Genomic DNA, 20,605 nt, shown 5'->3' with positions numbered 1-20,605 from the left:
TTGCTGGACGCCAAAACGTTCGACAGCCTGAAGATCACCCTGGCCACCGGCGACGACATCGCCGTCTGGAGCCATGGTGAGGTGAAGAAGCCGGAGACCATCAACTACCGTACGCTCAAGCCCGAGCGCGACGGCCTGTTCGGTGAGCAGATCTTCGGCCCCACGCGCGACTGGGAGTGCGCGTGTGGCAAGTACAAGCGCGTGCGCTACAAGGGCATCGTGTGCGAGAAGTGTGGAGTTGAGGTCACTCGCTCCCGCGTCCGCCGTGAGCGCATGGGTCACATCGACCTCGCCGCCCCCGTCACGCACATCTGGTACTTCAAGGGTGTTCCCTCGCGCCTGGGCTACGTGCTCAACCTCGCGCCCAAGGACCTCGAGAAGGTCATCTACTTCGCTGCCTACATGATCACCGAGGTCGACGAAAAGGGTCGCCACGAGGATCTGGCCGAACTGCGCGCCGAACTCGAAGTGCAGAAGAAGCAGATGGAGAACAACCGCGACGCGACGATCAACGACTTCGCGGAGCAGCTCGAGTCCGACATCGCCGCCCTGGAAAAGGACGGCGCCTCGCAGGCCGAGCGCGAGCGCGCTCGCAAGCAGGGCGAGCGTGAGATGGCCAAGATTCGCCGCCGCTTCGACGGTGACATCGAAGGCCTCGAGGCCGTGTGGGAGCGCTTCAAAGACCTCAAGGTCGGCGACCTCGAGGGCGACGAGCGTCTCTACCGCGCGATGGTGGCCCGCTACGGCACCTACTTCAAGGGTGACATGGGCGCAGCCGCCATCCAGAAGCGCCTGGAGACTTTCGACCTGGAGGGCGAGGTCGCCGCGCTGCGCCAGACCATCGCCTCCGACTCCGGCCCGCGCAAGGCCCGCGCCATCAAGCGCCTGAAGGTCATCAATGCCTTCGTTGCGACCGGCAACTCGCCGGCCTCGATGGTCCTCACCAAGATCCCCGTGATCCCGCCGGACCTGCGCCCCATGGTTCAGCTGGACGGTGGCCGCTTCGCGACCTCCGACCTCAACGACCTGTACCGCCGCGTCATCAACCGCAACACCCGACTCAAGCGCCTGCTCGAGCTGGGTGCCCCCGAGATCATCGTCAACAACGAGAAGCGCATGCTTCAGGAGTCCGTTGACGCCCTCTTCGACAACGGCCGCCGCGGCCGCCCCGTTGCGGGCCCGGGCAACCGTCCGCTGAAGTCGATCTCGGACATGCTCAAGGGTAAGCAGGGTCGTTTCCGTCAGAACCTGCTCGGTAAGCGCGTCGACTACTCGGGTCGTTCCGTTATCGTCGTCGGCCCGCAGCTGCAGCTGCACCAGTGTGGTCTGCCCAAGCAGATGGCCCTGGAGCTGTTCAAGCCCTTCGTCATGAAGCGCCTGGTCGAGAAGAACTACGCGCAGAACGTCAAGGCCGCCAAGCGCAAGGTGGAGCGTCAGCGCCCCGAGGTGTGGGACGTCCTCGACGACGTCATCCGCGAGCACCCGGTGCTGCTCAACCGTGCACCTACGCTGCACCGCCTCGGTATCCAGGCGTTCGAGCCCCAGCTGATTGAGGGTAAGGCCATCCAGCTGCACCCCCTCGCCTGTGGTGCCTTCAACGCCGACTTCGACGGTGACCAGATGGCTGTCCACCTGCCGCTGGGCGCTGAGGCGCAGGCCGAGGCCCGCATCCTCATGCTGTCGACGAACAACATCCTCAAGCCCTCCGACGGCCGCCCCGTGGCCATGCCGTCGCAGGACATGATCATCGGTTTGTTCCACCTGACCTCGAACCCCGACCCGTCGGTCCCGGTCGAGAAGGACGAAGACGGAAACTCCGTGATTCCGTACTTCTCCAGCCAGGCGGAGGCCCAGATGGCGTTCGATGCAGGCAACCTGGACCTGAACGCGACCGCGCGCATCCGCTTCGCCGACGGCACCGTGCCGCCCGAGGGCTGGGAAGCCCCCGAGGGCTGGGAGAGTGGCGACGACCTGATCCTCGAGACCAGCCTCGGCCGCGCGATCTTCAACGAGCAGCTGCCCACCGACTACCCGTTCGTCAACGAGGTCGTCGGCAAGAAGCAGCTCGGCAACATCGTGAACACGCTGACCCAGCGTTACCCGAACGTGCTCGTGGCGGACTGCCTCGACGCGCTGAAGTCGGCCGGCTTCCACTGGTCGACCTGGTCGGGTATCACGATCGCGTTCTCCGACATTCAGGCCTCGCCGCGTAAGCGCGAGATCCTGGCCCGCTACGAGGCCAAGGCCGCCGAGATCGTCGAGCAGTTCGAGACCGGTATCATCCTCGAGGAGACCCGCTACGAGGAGCTCGTCAAGCTGTGGCTGCAGTGCACCGAAGAGGTCGCTGAGGACATGCGCGCGAACTTCACCGAGCGCAACACCGTGTACCGCATGGTGAACTCGGGTGCCCGTGGTAACTGGTCGCAGGTTCAGCAGATCGCCGGTATGCGTGGCCTCGTGTCCGACCCGAAGCAGAAGCTGATCGAGCAGCCCATTAAGGCGAACTACCGCGAGGGCCTGACGGTTCTCGAGTACTTCATCGCCACGCACGGTGCCCGTAAGGGCCTGGTCGATACGGCTCTGCGTACCGCCGAGTCGGGCTACCTGACCCGTCGTCTGGTCGACGTCTCGCAGGACGTCATCGTCCGCGAGGCCGACTGCGGCACCCGCGCCGGTCTGAAGATCGACATCGCTCACAAGAACGAGTTCGGTGAGTGGGAGGCATCCGAGACCATCGAGACGACCGCCTACGCCCGTAACCTCGCACGTGATGCGGTGAACGAGGCCGGAGAGGTCGTCATGCCCGCGGGCACCGACCTGGGTGATGACCAGCTCGCCGAGCTGGTTGCCGCCGGCGTCGAGCAGATCGTCTGCCGTTCCGTCCTCACCTGTGAGTCGCAGGTTGGCACCTGTGCGGCCTGCTACGGCCGTTCGCTGGCCACCGGCAAGCAGGTCGACATCGGCGAGGCCGTCGGCATTATCGCCGCCCAGTCGATTGGCGAGCCCGGCACGCAGCTGACGATGCGTACGTTCCACACCGGTGGCGCTGCTTCCGCTGCGGATATTACGCAGGGTCTGCCCCGTGTTCAGGAACTCTTCGAGGCCCGTAGCCCGAAGGTCGAGGCGAAGATGAACGAGGCCGCCGGCCGCGTCCACATCGACGACGAAGACCCGAGCGCGCGTAAGGTCGTCATCACCCGTGACGACGGCAAGGAAGACCTGGTCATCGAGGTGTCGCGTCGCCAGAAGCTCCTCGTGTCCGAGGGCCAGCACGTCGAGGCCGGCACCCCGCTGACCGAAGGCCAGCTGGATCCCAAGGAGATCCTGCGCATCATGGGCCGCAACGTGGCTCAGAAGATGCTCGTGGACGAGGTCCAGAAGGTGTACCGCGACCAGGGTGTGGGCATCCACGCCAAGCACATCGAGGTCATCGTCCGCCAGATGCTGCGCCGCGTCACCATCCTGGAGCCCGGCGACACGACGTTCATGCCCGGCGAGCTCGTCGACCGCATGGCGTACCTGACGCAGAACCGTCGCGTCGCAGCCGAGGGCGGCCAGCCCGCCTCCGGCCGCCAGATGCTGATGGGCATCACGAAGGCGTCGCTGGCCACGGATTCGTGGCTGAGCGCCGCGTCCTTCCAGGAGACCACCAAGGTCCTGACCGAGGCCGCCATGAACGGCAAGTCGGACTCCCTGGTGGGCCTCAAGGAGAACGTCATCCTCGGTAAGCTCATCCCGGCCGGCACCGGCCTGTCGCGCTACAACGACGTCATCGTTGAGCCGACGGCTGAGGCCATGGCGAACTCGAACTACTCCGAGGCCGACTTCGGTGACGGCTCTGTGTCCGAGGACTTCCTCGACGCACTGGGTGCCATCGACTTTGGCATGAACTTCCGCGAGTAATCCGGTTCGTGAGCGCTTGGGGCCCCGGCCTCGTCCGTGAAAACGTGACGAGGCCGGGGCCCCTTGTCGTGTCTGCTTGCTTGCCCTGAGCGCGCCGGGGACGTCTCGCGGCGGTGCATTTCGAGCGCCAGCTGCGACGGTCGAAGATGACAAGTTCAACCATTTGGAAAGCTGACGCGCGGATGCTAGATTGGTCGCACACTATCCATCAACGCTTAAGGATGTCTCCTCATGCGCCTGTCCAAGAAACTGGTCATTGCAGCGCTCGGCTCCGCGGCCCTCGTTCTCAACCCGTTGGCAGCCTTCGCCGCGGGTCCCACGATTGAGGATGCGGACGGACCGCTCGTTCGAATTGCCATCTCCGACACACTCAACTGCTCGATCAACTATCAGGGCGATAGGTACAACGAGTTCTTCAACAGTCGATCCGCTCATGATCCAGCGGACTGTGGAACCTTCCTCGCTGTGGGATCTGAGCTGTTCGGTCCGGGAGAGCTGAATTCGCGAGCTGCGGCGTCGATGGGGACGACCACCTGGACGCCGGTCTCGCAAACGAAGTCAGGAACGGGTACTCAAGCCGATCCGTGGGTCCTCACGACTGTCGTTCGCGGCGGTGGATTCGAGATCACGCAGACGGACACCTACTCAACGGGCAATGACTTCTACGCGACGACCTCGTCGGTGAAGAACATCTCGGATGCAGCTCAGGATTTTACTCTCTACCACGCGGCGGATTGCTACCTTCAGGACAACGATTACGGCTTCGGCGAGTACGACGAGAGCACGGGGACGATCATCTGCCGAGCGGAGGATCCGGAAAACGGCCAGCATACGGATCGTGGCCGAGTCGAGCAGTTCGTCCCGACGACCGCCGGTTCGAACTACTACTACAGTTCCTATAACGAGGTCTGGGATAAGCTTAAGGATCGCGCGCCTCTGCCCAACAAGCTCGAGCGAGCAGATTCCAACCGGGACAACGGCATGGCTCTGAGCTGGACTCGTACGCTCGAGCCGAATGCGACGGTCGACTACTCTCTCGTCACCTCCTTCTCGCCGAAGGGCCAGGTCGCGCTGTCCTCCGCGACGTGCGCCGTCGCACAGCCGGGTGCCGACTCCACCGCGACGCGCACCATCGGCGTGACGATCACGAACCCGAACCGTGATGTCAAGTCGGTTCAGACGGTCATTGCGACCCTGTCGGACGACGCCACCTACGTTCCCCAGTCGGTCAGCGGTGCCCCCGAGCCGACGGTCGCAGGCAAGGTGCTTACCTTCAAGGATCTGGAGCTTCCCGCCAACGGGTCGGTGAAGTTCTCGTTCCTTATCGCCGGCAGCGCTGAGGTTACTCCGCTCGTGAAGATCTCGGGCACGACGACGAGTGGCGCAGCCATCGTCGAGTCCGATACCTCGCAGTCTTCGACGTGCGATTTCCCCGAGCTTCCGACCCCCGAGCAGCCCCAGCCGACTCCCGAGCAGTCCCAGCCGACTCCTGAGCAGCCGCAGCCCACTGCCGAGCAGTCCCAGCCGACTCCTGAGCAGCCGCAGCCTGCGGGCGGCAAGAGCACTGACGGCAACAAGCTGGCCAGCACCGGCGCGAACACCGGCGTTGCCATCGCGCTCGTTGGCCTGCTCGCCGTCGCCGGCGTCGGCCTTGTGGTGGCGAGGCGCCGCGCTCGCTGATCGGAGATCCGGTCGGCAACGTCACAGGGCCCGGTCCCCGCGAGGGGGTCGGGCCCTCGTGTATCCCCTGTGATCGCCGTCGTCGGTGACGGGGCTGATACCGCCGTGGTGCCCCGGCATTAAGCTCCGCGGGTCCCGACCTCGGTGCGGGAGCGAAGCTTTCGGGGAGAGAGACTCTCCGCGTAGGCGGCGAAGCCAGCGGGGTTCCAGCTTTCTCACCCTGACAGATTGTGCGGTGAATCCGACAGAACGCACGAGGCCCCACGACGCACGGGCGACCGTGCGGTTGAATAGGTGGTGGCGGTTCCCCACTGCCCTCTGGTCTGCGGCGACCTGCGTCGATGGAGACATTCACAGGGGAGGCAAGGGAGCTGATCTGCTCTGGGATGCAGGGTTTCGGAACTGAAAGAGGACATCAACAATGCTTTCCATCAACTGGTCTGATGTGTGGAAGATGGTTGAGTCGATCAAGGTCCCCTTGATCGTCATCGGCGTGGCGCTGGCGCTCGCCATCATCGTCTCCCTCGCTGTATTTAAGATGGGCAAGCCTGCCCGTAAGCTCACGCGCTCGACCGCGTGGGTCGCAGCGTTCGTCGCGATTGTCGTCGCCGTCGTGTCGATGATGTACGGCGGCTTCAAGACGGTGCTCGACCTTGCGGCCGGCACTGGTGCGCTGACGGACGCGTCGAAGGCGCAGGTCGAAGAGCTGGGCAACGACATTTCGGACGAGGGCATGGTCCTCCTGAAGAACAACAACGGCGCTCTCCCACTGGCCAAGGGCTCCGCGATCAACGTGTGGGGCTGGGGCTCAACGAACCCGATCTACGGCGGCACTGGCTCCGGCTCGCTGTCGAAGGACAACCCGACGACCTCCCTCCTGGACGGTCTCCATAACGCGGGCTTCACCACGAACGATGAGCTGACGAACCTGTACACCTCGTACCGCGCTGAGCGCCCGGAGGTCGGCATGTTCAAGGCCGATTGGTCGCTGCCCGAACCCACGCAGGACAAGTACTCCGACGACCTGCTCTCCAACGCGACTGCCTTCGGCGATACGGCGGTCGTGACGATCGCTCGCTCGGGCGGCGAGGGCTTCGACCTGCCGCGCGATGTCAATAAGGAGATGGCTGACAACCCGTACTTCAGCTACACGAACAACTCCGATGAGTACACGGACTTCGAGGACGGCCAGGGCTACCTCGAGCTGACGCGTCCCGAGAAGGACATGATCGAGCTGGCGAAGAAGACGTCGACGAAGACGGTTGTTGTTATCAACGCTGCGAACGCGTTCCAGCTGGGTGACCTCCAGGATGACCCGGAGATCGACGCGATCGTCTGGGCGATCCCCGGCGGCCAGGTGGGCTTCAACGCGCTGGGCCGCATCTTGGACGGCGAGGTGAACCCCTCGGCGAAGACCCCTGACACCTTCGCGCGCGACATTAAGGCTGGTCCCGCGGCGAACAACTTCGGCGACTTCCAGTACACGAATATGACGGAGTTCGCCCAGGATGACCCCTTCAACAAGGGGACCCAGACGCAGCCGTCCTTCGTCAACTACTCCGACTCGATCTACGTCGGCTACCGCTGGTACGAGACGGCGGCTGCGGAGGGCGTCATCGATTACGCACACGCGGTCGTCTACCCCTTCGGCTACGGCCTGTCCTACACGACGTTCTCCCAGTCGATGGGCGATATCTCGGTCGACGAGGCCACGGGTGCCATGTCCGCGAACGTGACCGTGACGAACACGGGCCAGGTCGCAGGTAAGGACGTCGTGCAGGTCTACGACAACCCGCCCTACACGGACGGTGGCATTGAGAAGGCTGCAGCTAACCTGCTGTCCTACGAGAAGACGAAGCTGCTGGAGCCCGGCGAGTCCCAGACGCTGACGGTTTCCTGGAACCGTGACGATCTCGCGTCCTACGATGCGACGAACGCGAAGGCCTACGTGCTCGAGGCCGGCGACTACAAGATCTCCGCTCGCTCGAACTCGCACGACGTCATCGATGAGAAGACGTACACGGTGGGGGCCACCGAGACCTTCAACACCGCTGAAAACACGCACAATGGTGACAAGGTTGTGGCCACCAACCAGTTCGACGATGCGAAGGGTGACGTCACCTACCTGTCCCGTGCGGGCCACTTCGCCAACCTCGCGGCGGCCACTGCCGCCCCCACGAACTTCGAGATGAGCGAGGCCAACAAGGCGAAGTTCCTCGCGACGTCGAACTACGATGCGGCGGCCGCTGACGCCGACAGCAGCGCGACGATGCCGACCACGGGTGCCAAGAACGGCCTCGTCCTGGGTGATCTCGCGGGCCTCGATTACAACGACCCGAAGTGGGATCAGCTCCTCGACCAGCTGACCGTCAAGGAGATGAACACGCTCATCTCCAAGGGCGGCTACGGCTCCCCGGCGATCTCCTCGATCGGCAAGCTGCGCGTCTCCGACGTGGACGGTCCCGCCTCGCTGAACAACAACTTCACAGGCGTTGGCTCGATCGGCCTGCCCTCCGCGGTCTCCGTGGCGGCCACCTTCAATAAGGAGCTCGCGCACTCCTTCGGTGACGCGATCGGCACGATGGCGCACGACATGCAGGTCTCGGGCTGGTACGCGCCGGCGACGAACACGCACCGCTACGCCTACGCGGGCCGTAACTTCGAGTACTTCTCGGAGGACCCGGTCCTGGCGGGTTCGCAGGTCGCCGAGGAGATCAAGGGCGCCCAGGCCAAGGGCGTGTACGCATTCCTCAAGCACTTCGCCCTCAATGACCAGGAAACGAATCGCACGCACATGCTCGCGACCTGGACGAACGAGCAGGCGATGCGCGAGGTCTACCTGCGTTCCTTCGAGATCGGCGTCAAGGACGGCGGCGCACACGCGATCATGAGCGCGTTCAACTACATCGGCCCCGAGTATGCGGGTGCCAACTCGGCGCTCCTGAAGAGTGTTCTGCGCGACGAGTGGGGCTTCCGTGGCATGGTCCTCACCGACTACTTCGCGGGCTACGGCTACCAGAACGCTGATCAGATCACGCGTAATGGCGGCGACATGATGCTCGCGACGCTCGACATGCCGATCGCGACGGTGAACGTGCAGGACGCGGCGGGCGTGACCGCTCTGCGCACTGCCTCGCACGACATCCTCTACACGGTCGCCAACTCGTGGATGTACGAGAATGGTCAGCCCGAGGTCACCCGCAACGCGTGGGAGTACATCACGTGGGTGGTAGCAGGAATCCTGATCCTGTCGCTGCTGGGCCTCGAGGTGGTGGCGATCCGCCGCTACCGGACCCGCAAGGCGCAGGCGGTGATCACCGTCGAGCCCAACGCGTCGATCGACGAGGCAGGGGCTGAGAATACGGAAGAGTGACCGATCCGGGGCTGCCCGGACGGCGCGGCCCTCGGGTGGCGGTGAGTATCGCTGACCCGTGGGGGAGGGGCCCGCAGGCACGTGCCTGCGGGCCCCTCCGCGCTGCGAATCGGATGAAATGAGCGCTCAAGAAAACAAAAGAACGCTGTGAGAGCAGCCAAGAGGAGGAGACATAGCGTCGGAGTAGGAGGCGAATCGCCCCGGTACTGAAGAGTACGAGCGCATCTCGGCCCCGGCCTCGTCGATGAGGGGGGAACCACAGTGAAGCCCCTTTGACGAATGGCGACGTTTCCCACTATCCTTGAGGATGGTTCCCGCCTCTGTGGGACCTCTGTGCCCGGGAAACCGGGAGCGGGCTCCGTCCGTCGGAGCTCCGGGCGTCATTCTCTGACCCTCGTGGTTATCATGGCGCACCGGCCCCCAGCGGACACGTGTGCCCGCGCGGGGGTGACGCAGTCGCGGAAGACTGACAATCAGGGCCGCCCCTCGACGTGAGGGGAGGCCGCCGACGGAAAGAAACTGGAGACCCAGTGCCTACCATTCAGCAGCTCGTCCGCAAGGGACGTGTCTCGAAGCGCGCGAAGGTGAAGACCCCCGCGCTGAAGGGCTCCCCCCAGCGTCGCGGCGTGTGCACCCGTGTGTACACCACCACGCCGAAGAAGCCGAACTCGGCTCTGCGAAAGGTCGCCCGTGTGCGCCTTTCGTCCGGCATCGAAGTCACCGCGTACATTCCCGGTGAAGGCCACAACCTGCAGGAGCACTCGATCGTGCTCGTGCGCGGTGGTCGTGTGAAGGACCTGCCCGGCGTGCGTTACCGCATCGTCCGCGGCTCGCTCGACACCCAGGGTGTCCGCGGCCGTCAGCAGGCTCGTTCCCGTTACGGCGCGAAGAAGGAGAAGAAGTAATGCCTCGTAAGGGCCCCGCTCCCCGTCGCCCCCTCGTCGATGACCCGGTTTACGGCTCCAAGGTCGTGACCCAGCTGGTCAACCGCGTCCTCCTCGACGGCAAGAAGACCGTCGCCGAGCGCATCGTCTACGGCGCACTTGAAACCGTTCGTGAGCGCACCGAGCAGGAGCCCGTCTCCGTGCTCAAGCGCGCCCTCGAGAACATTCGTCCGGCCCTCGAGGTCCGCTCCCGCCGCGTCGGTGGTGCGACCTACCAGGTCCCCGTCGAGGTTCGCCCCGCGCGCGCCACGACGCTGGCCCTGCGCTGGCTGGTCGACTTCTCGCGTCAGCGTCGCGAGAAGACCATGACCGAGCGTCTCGCCAACGAGATCCTCGACGCCTCCAACGGCCTCGGTGCCGCCGTGAAGCGTCGTGAGGACATGCACAAGATGGCTGAGTCCAACCGCGCCTTCGCGCACTACCGCTGGTGATTTAAAGACGAGGCCTGGGCAACCGGGCCTCGTCTCACGCAGCAAGAACACCCATTACTTCGAACGAAGGAACCACACTCGTGGCACTAGAGGTGCTGACGGATCTCAACAAGGTCCGCAACATTGGCATCATGGCTCACATCGATGCCGGCAAGACGACCGTGACGGAACGAATCCTGTTCTACACGGGCATCAACTACAAGATCGGCGAGACGCACGATGGCGCCTCGACGACCGACTGGATGGAACAGGAAAAGGAACGCGGCATCACGATTACGTCCGCCGCCGTTACCTCTTTCTGGAACGGTAACCAGATCAACATCATTGACACCCCCGGTCACGTTGACTTCACCGTTGAGGTTGAGCGCTCGCTGCGCGTCCTCGACGGTGCCGTCGCCGTGTTCGACGGCAAGGAGGGCGTTGAGCCCCAGTCCGAGACCGTGTGGCGTCAGGCCGACAAGTATGACGTCCCGCGTATCTGCTTCATCAACAAGATGGACAAGATGGGCGCCGACTTCTACTTCTCGGTTGGTACAATCCGCGACCGCCTGCACGCGACCCCGATCGTCATGCAGCTGCCGATGGGTGCCGAGAACGACTTCGTCGGCAACATCGACCTGCTGACCATGGAGGCCCTGACCTACCCGGCCAAGGACGACAAGGGCAACGACACGCTCGGCTCCATCGTCGAGCGCGGCCCGATTCCCGCCGAATACCAGGAAAAGGCTGAAGAGTACCGCGAGGCGCTCGTTGAGGCCGCCGCCGAGGGCTCCGATGAGCTGACCGAGGCCTACCTGGAGAACGGCGAGCTCACGATCGAGCAGATCAAGGAAGGCATCCGCCTCCTGACCATCTCCTCGCGCGCGTTCCCCGTCTACTGCGGTACCGCTCTGCGCAACATGGGCGTGCAGCCCGTCCTCGACGCCGTCGTGGACTTCCTGCCCTCCCCGCTCGACATCGGCGACGTTCGCGGCTTCCTCCCCGGCTCTGAGACCGAGGAAGAGACCGAGGTCCGTAAGCCCGACGAGAACGAGCCCTTCTCGGCTCTGGCGTTCAAGATCGCCGCTCACCCCTTCTACGGCAAGCTCACCTTCATCCGCGTGTACTCCGGTAAGGTCGAGTCCGGTTCCCAGGTCCTCAACTCGACCAAGGGCAAGAAGGAGCGCATCGGCAAGATCTTCCAGATGCACTCCAACAAGGAGAACCCCGTCGACGTGGCACACGCTGGTCACATCTACGCGGTCATCGGCCTGAAGGACACGACCACGGGTGACACGCTTGCCGCTATCGACAAGCCGATCGTCCTCGAGTCGATGACCTTCCCCGCCCCCGTTATCCAGGTCGCCGTCGAGCCCAAGTCGAAGGCCGACCAGGAAAAGATGGGCGTCGCCATCCAGAAGCTGGCGGAAGAGGACCCGACGTTCACCGTCGAGCTCGACGCCGAGACCGGCCAGACCATCATCGGTGGTATGGGTGAGCTCCACCTCGACATCATCGTCGACCGTATGCGTCGCGAGTTCAAGGTCGAGGCCAACGTGGGTAACCCGATGGTTGCCTACCGCGAGACCATCCGCAAGAAGGTCGAGAAGTACGAGTACACGCACAAGAAGCAGACCGGTGGTTCCGGCCAGTTCGCGCGTGTCATCATCGCCCTGGAGCCCCTCCCGGCCGACTCCGAGGAAGAGTACATGTTCGAGGACAAGGTCACCGGTGGCCGCGTTCCTCGCGAGTACATTCCGTCGGTCGATGCGGGCATCAAGGACGCCATGCAGTCCGGCGTTCTCGCCGGCTACCCGATGGTTGACATCAAGGCCACGCTGCTCGACGGCGCCTACCACGAGGTTGACTCCTCCGAAATGGCGTTCAAGGTCGCGGGCTCGATGGCGCTGAAGGAAGCCGCCAAGAAGGCTAACCCCGTCCTCCTCGAGCCGATCATGGCCGTCGAGGTTCGTACTCCCGAGGAGTACATGGGCGACGTCATCGGCGACCTCAACTCTCGTCGTGGCCAGATCTCGTCGATGGACGAGCAGCACGGCGTGCGCGTCGTCAAGGCTCAGGTGCCGCTGTCCGAGATGTTCGGATACGTCGGCGACCTGCGCTCCAAGACGCAGGGCCGCGCTGTCTACTCCATGGAGTTCGACAGCTACGCCGAGGTTCCGCGCGCCGTCGCGGACGAGATCGTCGGCAAGTCTCGGGGCAACTGAGTCCCACCGGGGGCTCGCGGGGCAGGTCACCTGCCCTGCGAGCCGCCTCACACACAAGTAAACCCAGTAGGTCTCAAGCCCCAGTGGTGTTAAAGTGGCACCTAGCCGTAGGCTGAGAATATCTACCCGAGTCCAGGAGGACACAAGTGGCGAAGGCCAAGTTTGAGCGCACCAAGCCGCACGTCAACATCGGCACGATTGGTCACGTTGACCACGGCAAGACGACGCTGACGGCAGCTATCACCAAGGTGCTGCACGATAAGTACCCCGATCTGAACGAGTACACCCCCTTCGATCAGGTCGACAACGCTCCCGAGGAGCGCGATCGTGGTATCACGATCAACGTCTCCCACGTCGAGTACCAGACCGAGAAGCGCCACTACGCGCACGTTGACGCCCCCGGCCACGCCGACTACGTCAAGAACATGATCACCGGTGCGGCCCAGATGGACGGCGCGATCCTCGTTGTCGCCGCCACCGACGGCCCCATGGCCCAGACCCGCGAGCACGTTCTGCTCGCCCGTCAGGTCGGCGTCCCCACGATCCTCGTCGCACTGAACAAGTCCGACATGGTCGACGACGAAGAGATGATGGAACTGGTTGAGGAAGAGGTGCGCGACCTGCTCGAGTCCCAGGACTTCGACCGCGACGCCCCGATCATCCAGGTGTCCGCTCTCAAGGCCCTCGAGGGCGACCCCGAGTGGGTTGCCAAGGTCGAGGAGCTCATGGACGCGGTGGACGAGTACATCCCCACCCCCGAGCGTGACATGGACAAGCCGTTCCTCATGCCCATCGAGGACGTCTTCACGATCACCGGCCGTGGCACGGTTGTCACCGGTCGTGTTGAGCGTGGCAAGCTGCCCATCAACTCCGAGGTCGAGATCCTCGGTATCCGTGAGCCCCAGAAGACCACGGTTACCGGCATCGAGATGTTCCACAAGTCCATGGACGAGGCCTGGGCTGGCGAGAACTGTGGTCTGCTGCTGCGTGGCACCAAGCGCGACGAGGTCGAGCGTGGCCAGGTTGTGGCCGTCCCCGGCTCCATCACGCCCCACACCGAGTTCGAGGGCCAGGTCTACATCCTCAAGAAGGAAGAGGGCGGCCGTCACAACCCCTTCTTCTCGAACTACCGTCCGCAGTTCTACTTCCGTACCACGGACGTGACCGGCGTCATCACCCTCCCCGAGGGCACCGACATGGTCATGCCTGGCGACACCACCGAGATCTCCGTCGAGCTGATCCAGCCGATCGCTATGGAGCCCGGCCTCGGCTTTGCCATCCGTGAGGGTGGCCGCACCGTTGGTTCCGGTCGTGTCACCAAGATCCTGAAGTGACTTTGTTGATCGCCTAGCGATCGCTGAATCTTCAGCAGAGCAGGTCCGCTCGTTTGAGCGGGCCTGCTCTTTTTCATTGCAATTGCCGAGGCCGCGGCTGGTTTCCTTGTGTGGTAGTCGTGCAGGTGCGGGGGCAACCGACGCGGCGAGGGAGAGCCAAAGCGGGGCGGTGGTAGTCGTGCAGGTGCGGGGGGCAGTTGCGCTAAGAGAACGGAGTATGAAATGATACTTACCGTGAAATCCTTCAGCACCGCGAAGCGCCGTTTCAAGGCGCCCTTTATGGTTCTTCTCCTCGCTCTGAGTTTGCTTCTGCCAGGAGTGTTGCCCCCTCCTGTAGCCTTCGCCGCAGGCGGACTCAATCTCGACCTATTCTTGGGAACTTACGATGGGCTCAAGGCCTATGCGAGCGGTGACCCGAATCCAACGCAGAAGTTGGACTACTGGTCTGGTGAGTCAGTCCCGGCGGTCGCCCAGATCGCGGCATCGGGAGAGGACTCCGCCACCGCGCAAGACGTCGCACTCACCCTCACGGTTCCCAAGGTGCGCGACGCGGAGGGCGAGCTACTGATTTCGACCCCGGCGTTCGTGGATTCCGAGCTTGCTGTACAGGCCGGGGGCGGCACGGCCCGCTCGGAAACAGAGGATGCGTGGATCCTGACGTATACGTTCCCGAGCATGAAGGGCGGTCAGTTCAGCCAGTTGCCCTTCAATTTCTCCTTCCTTGATGGCATCACGCCGAATGGGACAACTGTAACGCCGACGATCGAGCTGAAGGTCGGCGAGGTCACGACGGATACGAAGTCGATCACGTTTACCGCGAAGTCGAGTGACGCCAATCAGGTCCGCCAGATCTTCCGCAACATGGGGGAATATCTTCAGGACAACAAGGTGGATGTCCTTGATGAGAACAATCAGAAGATTGGGGTCACCAAGTTTTACAGTGATACTCGGACCGACCACACGCCAGCGGCGGGTCTCACCACGTACTTCGGCGTGTGCACGCACTCATCAAAGGACGCGTCAACGGACGCAAATCATGGCAATTACCAGTACCATACGATGACGTACGATGTCACCCTCCCCGAGGGGGCTGACGCCGTTAAAACGCTAGCTGTGGGGGCGACGCTCAACGGCGATTGGGCGTGGGTGGATGACACGCATCGGGTCATGCGCATTATTCGCTCGTACTGGCATAACTGGACGGTGTGCGAGAAGAATAATGATCATTACGACTACGAGCTGATCTATAGGAACGCACCCACCGTCGACGCTGATGGCAGTGCTCATCGTTACACGCCTGTCGTTCATGCCACGGCCGACATGGGACTGGCGACGGAGCAGGACGCCGGTACCGCGCAGCTGAGCCACATCTTCGTCGAACAGGTCGTCCCCTTCAACGGGACATCCCGCGTTGTTCAAGGTAAGGCGCTTTTTGGGCATAGCTACGACAACTGGCACTACGACAATGCCTCAGACGGCCATCTGACGATTGATGGCGACACTATCGAATACACTTGGGCCGGCAGGTTGCTAACGCGGATGTCCAAGGTGACGGGTGTCGCGCCCGGAGTCATGGCCTCCGATGAGTATCCTGAGGATCTCCCGGGCTTTCGCTGGGCATTGGAAGTCAGCCAAGACAATAATGGTTCCAGCTACACGGATAAGACCGGAGGAACGCACCACTTCGTCCACGAGGTCGTCGACACGGACCTCGACCCGCGTCTGTATTACCAGCAGTTCGATTTCTTTAGCACGCGTCAAGCGGCTGAGTACGTCTTGGCTAGCAGGGGATCCGCGCTGACCGTGGATGAAATCAAAGCCCGGATCAATGCCACCGGAAACCACCTCTACGGCGTCAAACGGGACGGCACCGAGGTGGAGATCGCAAAGGACCTCGACTACGGCGACCGCGTCGCGATCAATGACACCGCACGCGAGTACACCAAGCTACGATTGGTCTTCGATACCCCGCTCGAACTGGACAACTATCGCGCCTTTTTCTACGTCAGGGCGTTCCCAACGGATGCGGAGCTGACGAAGTGGAAGAGTGGCTACTACACCGAGAAGCAACTGTACGCGAATGAGATGTCGTCGACCGTCACACAGGGGAGCGCCGACGGTCAGGTCGTGCAGTCCCTGAAAGACGGCGCCGAAATGTGGGACAATCAGAAGTCGAACAACAACGCCGTCGTGTGGCCGCTCACGCCCAAAGTCACCACTAGGCTTAGCAGGCCTGCGCGTGCGGACGTCAATCCGCCCAGCAACGGGAACCCCGATTGGTGGAGCGGCCCGTGGTGGACGACGGATGATGGAGAGGCGACGTATTCGCGCTGCACGGGCGTGGCAGCCGACAATCTCACCCCGAAGACATGCTCCCGACTGAAGACTCTCGAGATTTCCAGTAATCCGAAGCCAGACTGGGGAAGCGTGACGCGCACTCTGAAGAATGTTCGCCAAGTCCTCCTCCTTCCCCCCGGAGTCAACTACGTCCGCACTGACAGCACCCAGATCGCGCGCGATCTGGACGCGACTGCGCGAACACCGAAGATCGTGAGGGATTACAAGGGCACGGGTCGGACGGCGCTCATCTACTCCTACGGCGACATCGACTACACGCAGCCCAAGTACGGGCTCTCGGACAGCGTGGCGACCTTCGTCACCGTCGATATGACCCTCTATGCGAACCTTGGTGTCAACACCTTCGACGCATATACGGTGTGGGACGGACCAGAGTCCGTTCAACCGACGGCCGACACGGCTCTCATCGATTCCCTTGATTTCGATGACGACGGTGCGACCGATGACAAGGTATCGCACACGACGATCGGAGTACGGCTCATCGCGCCCTCGGAGATCATCAGCAAGATCGAGACCTCTCTCAACGGAGAATCGGACTGGACGCTGTCGGCTCCGGCACAGGATCTGGGTTCGCCCGTTTACTACCGGCTGAGCGTCATGAACAACTCGTTGACGCCAACTTCGACGGTGAGTTTGCTCTCCGTCCTGCCCAGTACGACAGACCACAAGATCGTTTCCGATAGGGACGGCACATATGCTCACCGCGACTGGGAGTCGACGGCGACCGACGGCGAGACGGCGCTGAGCGGACATTCCTCCGCGTTCCGCACGCCGCTGACGGGTCCTGCCTCTAAGGTCCTCGTCGAAAGCGAGACGGGCACGAAAGACGCTTCCGACCGGGTGACTGTTCTGTATTCGGTGACAGAGCAGGGGACTGACCTTGCTTCGGTCGTCAATGCTCAGTGGTACACCGCTGAGGAGATCCCCGAGCACGGAGGATGGACTGCGGTGACCGCGGTGAAGGCGGACCTGAAGCCGGGGGAGGTGCTCGACTCCAAGGAGACGCTGCGGGTCATCCTGCCGGCGCGGATTCCGGTCCAACCTGCGACCACGCTCAACTCGAACTTCAAGGACGGAAAGTTGGCTGTGGCCTCCGTCGCCCTCGCGGGTTCAGGCGCATCATATGTGGAGGCGAACGACGTCACCGTCTCGACGGATCGCTACAGTGCGCGCGGTGCCGTGTTCCGTGACCTCAATGCGAACGGCGTGAAGGACGCTGGCGAGCGCTTCCTCCCGGACCAATCCTGGACGATGGTGAAGAGCGACGGCTCCAAAGTGTCTAACCCCGGGTACGAAGACTCGGAAGCATCGGGTACCACGGTCGACACCAAGGCGCCGGCTGCCATCGTCGGATCGCACACCTCCACAGACCCGACCCTGCAACTCGCCGATCCGGAACTGTCTTCATCGCCGGTGTACCCGCGTGGCACCTATGCCCTCGCGTTCACCAAGCCCGACGCGATGAGCTGGTCGCCGAAGCCGACCTCACCGGGTGACGCAACGGTTGTCAACTCGGCGGACGAGAACGGACGCACGGACCTCTTCGATCTCAACCCCGTGACCCGCACGGCAACGAGATACGCCGGAGTTGTTGGCACGCGTGATCTTGAGATCACGAAGACAGCAAAAGACACAGGGCAGGCCCAAGAGGGCGTCGCCTTCACTCTGACATTCAAAGGCTGGTTGGATTCAGAGGCACCGACGCAGACAGTTAACCCGGCTCAGACACAGTGGACGGGAACAACCGACGCGAACGGCGCGCTCACATTCGCAAACCTGCCGTACGGAACGTACACCCTCCACGAAGGCGAACCGCTCACGGGCTATGCGCGGGTGGCGGATCAGACCGTCACTATTGACGCGACGGGAGCCACCATTACCGGAGGCGTTGTTTCTCCCATTGCGCTTGCTGTTGCCGATCCTCGCGCCGAGGGGACGGTGACGGTGACGAAGACCGACGACTACCAGCAGCCGCTCGCAGGAGTCACCTTCGGCCTCTTCCCCGTTGACGCGAACGGTGCTACCGCATCGGCTCCGGCATTCACCGCAACAACAGGTGACGATGGTCGAGCCCAGTTCACCAACGTTCCGTGGGCGAAATACGTCCTTCGGGAGCTTTCCGGAAAGGACGGATACGTCAAGGCCGAAGGCGATCTCAAGACGTTCGAGCTTGGAGGCCCCAGCTGTGACGCCGGTACGGTCGTCAACGAACGGATCGACGGTACGGTGTCGGTAAAGAAGGTCGACGAAACCGGTGATGCTCTCGCAGGGGCGACCTTCGGTCTGTTCCCGGTTGATGCGTCCGGCGTCGCTGCGTCGGTGCCGGTCATGAGTGCCACAAGCGGATCCGATGGGGTCGCGACGTTCACGAACGTCCACTGGGGCGTATATCAGGTCAAGGAGACGTCCGCGCCGGAAGGCTACACGCTGTCTGATACGGCGCTGACCGTGACGGTTGACGCCCAACACCTGACGGTCGCAGCGGGTACCGTCACCGACCGACCGATCACAGGCACGATCATCCTCACCAAGACCTCAGACGACGGCACGCCACTTGCAGGCGTCGAGTTCGCCCTCTACCCGGTGACCAAGGGACCCGACGGTTCAACGACGGTCGCAGACGTTCCCGCGATGCGTGCCCTGTCCGACGCCAACGGCCGTGTCTCCTTTGATTCCGTGCGCTACGGAATGTACGAACTACGTGAGACAAAGGGCCTGCCCGGGTACCTGACGATGGAAAAGCCTCTCGGCGTCGTCGTCACCGCAGATGGAGCGACGATTGACCTTGGCCAGGTTGTCAACACCGCCGAGCGTGGTGCGATCCGCCTCCTCAAGACCGATGCGAAGACTGGCGATCCGCTTGCGGGTGCGACCTTCGCGATCTATCGAGTCGCAGAGGACGGAACCGTGGCCGAAGAACCGAGCGATACGCAGGTCAGCGGCGCAGACGGCATCGTCTCGTTTGAAAACCTCACCGTCGGCGATTATGCAATCCGTGAAACGAACGCACCCACCGGCTGGCTGGTATCCACCGACACCATCTCGGCAAAGGTCAGTGCAGACGGGCAAGTCGTTGACGCGGGGCGCGTGAACGACGAACGTATTCGAGCTGACATCATCGCCCATAAGGTCGATTCTCAAACGCACGCGGGTCTCGCCGGAGCAACATTTGCTCTTGAACGTGAAGGTCAGCAGATCGCGACGGCGACCTCCGACGCCGACGGACTCGTTACCTTCAAAGACATCGAATACGGAACCTACACGATTCGCGAGGAGCGAGCGCCTCGCGGATACGCACTCTCTGAAACCCGACTCACGGCTGTGGTCTCGCAAAACGGCGTGTTTGTCGATGCGGGGACGATTGAGAATCAGCTCGTCGTCGAGCAGTCCGCCTTGGCGCGAACCGGAATGGACGCCGAAGTTGTAGGATTGGCAGGTTTTGTGGGCGCGATCGGAATCGGTATTCTGCTCGGTGTCAGACGCAGGCGAGTTTCGTAATCACCGCTCGGAGGGCATGCGGAGTACCCAGCAGGGCTGCGCGTGCCCTCCGACACAGTCATCAATACAGTGCGGGAACGCCTTGGACGTGCTTTCGCCGAGTGGCGCAATCCGCCAGCCATAGACCGCAGGAACATCAACTAGGAGAAATCATGAACATCACAAAACCCGCCTGGCGGCGGCGAGTGGCGATGGCGTGCGTCGGTGCGCTTGCTGCGCTCGGCTGCACGACGGTAGGAGATGCCGCGCACGCTGCAGCCGATCTGCCGGCCGCGCAGTTCGCCTCGGTATCGGGTTCGGGCGCGTGCGCAGCAAACGAGCAGGCCCCGGCGACGTACACCGGCACGTTCGCCGCGAAGCTTCAAATGACCGAGCTGCTCAAGCCCTTCGAAACCAAGGTGAAGAGCGAGGCAAATCTCGGTCACTTCCCGTGGGACAAGGAGACGGTGTCGACGACTGCCTCGTTCTACTACACCGTGACCTTCCCGCAGGGAACGACGGTTCAGACCGCGAGCGCCTCGGAGTCCTCGTCGATGATCGCGTCGGTGACTGAATCTGCGGTGAGCTCCGACTCCCTTACCCACACATTCAAGATCAAGCTCAACGACGTAAATTGGGCCGAGATCTACGCGGCCTACCAGCAGGATATGTCCAACCCGTCGGCTCACACGGTCGACGTGACGATTCCCTACTCCATCGCCGCCAATTCGGCCGATGAAGCCAAAGCAATCGCCGCTAGGAATGTCACCGCCACTGGCTTCTTCTCATTCTACCCGTCCCGCAGCTGGGCATGGCTTCCCGACACCCTGCAGACCTTCAACATGGACGCGTTCAGCGCGCCGGTTGCTTCCGACATGAGCGATTTCCCGTGCTTGACACC

At 62.9% G+C, this 20,605-nt stretch carries 9 protein-coding genes; all 9 read left to right on the top strand.

The features are described 5' to 3' along the window. Complete coding sequence (locus tag O3684_RS08770) at nucleotides 1-3,903, top strand: DNA-directed RNA polymerase subunit beta' (RefSeq protein ID WP_500066383.1); 3,903 nt, start codon at nucleotides 1-3, stop codon at nucleotides 3,901-3,903. Between the two features lie 231 nt (nucleotides 3,904-4,134). After that, a complete protein-coding gene (locus tag O3684_RS08765) occupies nucleotides 4,135-5,583 on the top strand; it encodes an LPXTG cell wall anchor domain-containing protein (protein ID WP_500066381.1) in 1,449 nt (482 codons plus the stop codon). Between the two features lie 421 nt (nucleotides 5,584-6,004). Further along, a complete protein-coding gene (locus tag O3684_RS08760; RefSeq protein ID WP_500066380.1) occupies nucleotides 6,005-8,956 on the top strand; it encodes a glycoside hydrolase family 3 C-terminal domain-containing protein in 2,952 nt (983 codons plus the stop codon). A 530-nt stretch (nucleotides 8,957-9,486) separates the two neighbouring features. Then, nucleotides 9,487-9,861 (top strand): 30S ribosomal protein S12, encoded by a 375-nt coding sequence (rpsL, locus tag O3684_RS08755; RefSeq protein ID WP_003790639.1) that lies wholly within the window; start codon nucleotides 9,487-9,489, stop codon nucleotides 9,859-9,861. Next, on the top strand, nucleotides 9,861-10,331 hold the full coding sequence (rpsG, locus tag O3684_RS08750; protein ID WP_003790637.1) for a 30S ribosomal protein S7: 471 nt from the start codon (nucleotides 9,861-9,863) through the stop codon (nucleotides 10,329-10,331). Before rpsL ends, rpsG begins: the two co-directional genes overlap by 1 nt. Before the next feature lie 80 nt (nucleotides 10,332-10,411). Continuing rightward, entirely contained in the window at nucleotides 10,412-12,535 is a 2,124-nt protein-coding gene (fusA, locus tag O3684_RS08745; protein ID WP_500066379.1) for an elongation factor G, read from the top strand. A gap of 146 nt (nucleotides 12,536-12,681) precedes the next feature. Then, complete coding sequence (gene tuf / locus O3684_RS08740; RefSeq protein ID WP_500062912.1) at nucleotides 12,682-13,869, top strand: elongation factor Tu; 1,188 nt, start codon at nucleotides 12,682-12,684, stop codon at nucleotides 13,867-13,869. A 372-nt stretch (nucleotides 13,870-14,241) separates the two neighbouring features. Beyond that, nucleotides 14,242-19,725, top strand: a complete 5,484-nt coding sequence (locus tag O3684_RS08735) for an MSCRAMM family protein (RefSeq protein ID WP_500066377.1) — start codon at nucleotides 14,242-14,244, stop codon at nucleotides 19,723-19,725. A gap of 152 nt (nucleotides 19,726-19,877) precedes the next feature. Further along, nucleotides 19,878-20,605: hypothetical protein (locus tag O3684_RS08730; RefSeq protein ID WP_500066375.1), on the top strand; the 728-nt coding region annotated here is incomplete at its 3' end.

The sequence above is a fragment of the Pauljensenia sp. 20925_1_27 genome, from assembly GCF_041432835.1.
Lineage (GTDB): Bacteria > Actinomycetota > Actinomycetes > Actinomycetales > Actinomycetaceae > Pauljensenia.
The sequence above is the reverse complement of the archived record's forward strand: the minus strand, read 5'-3'. Positions and strand labels throughout refer to the sequence as shown.

Excerpts from the sequence above, each read along its gene's own strand:
- O3684_RS08765 (WP_500066381.1), top strand. The coding sequence starts at position 4,135 with ATGCGCCTGTCCAAGAAACTGGTCATTGCAGCGCTCGGCTCCGCGGCC.
- rpsG (WP_003790637.1), top strand. The coding sequence starts at position 9,861 with ATGCCTCGTAAGGGCCCCGCTCCCCGTCGCCCCCTCGTCGATGACCCG.
- O3684_RS08760 (WP_500066380.1), top strand. The coding sequence starts at position 6,005 with ATGCTTTCCATCAACTGGTCTGATGTGTGGAAGATGGTTGAGTCGATC.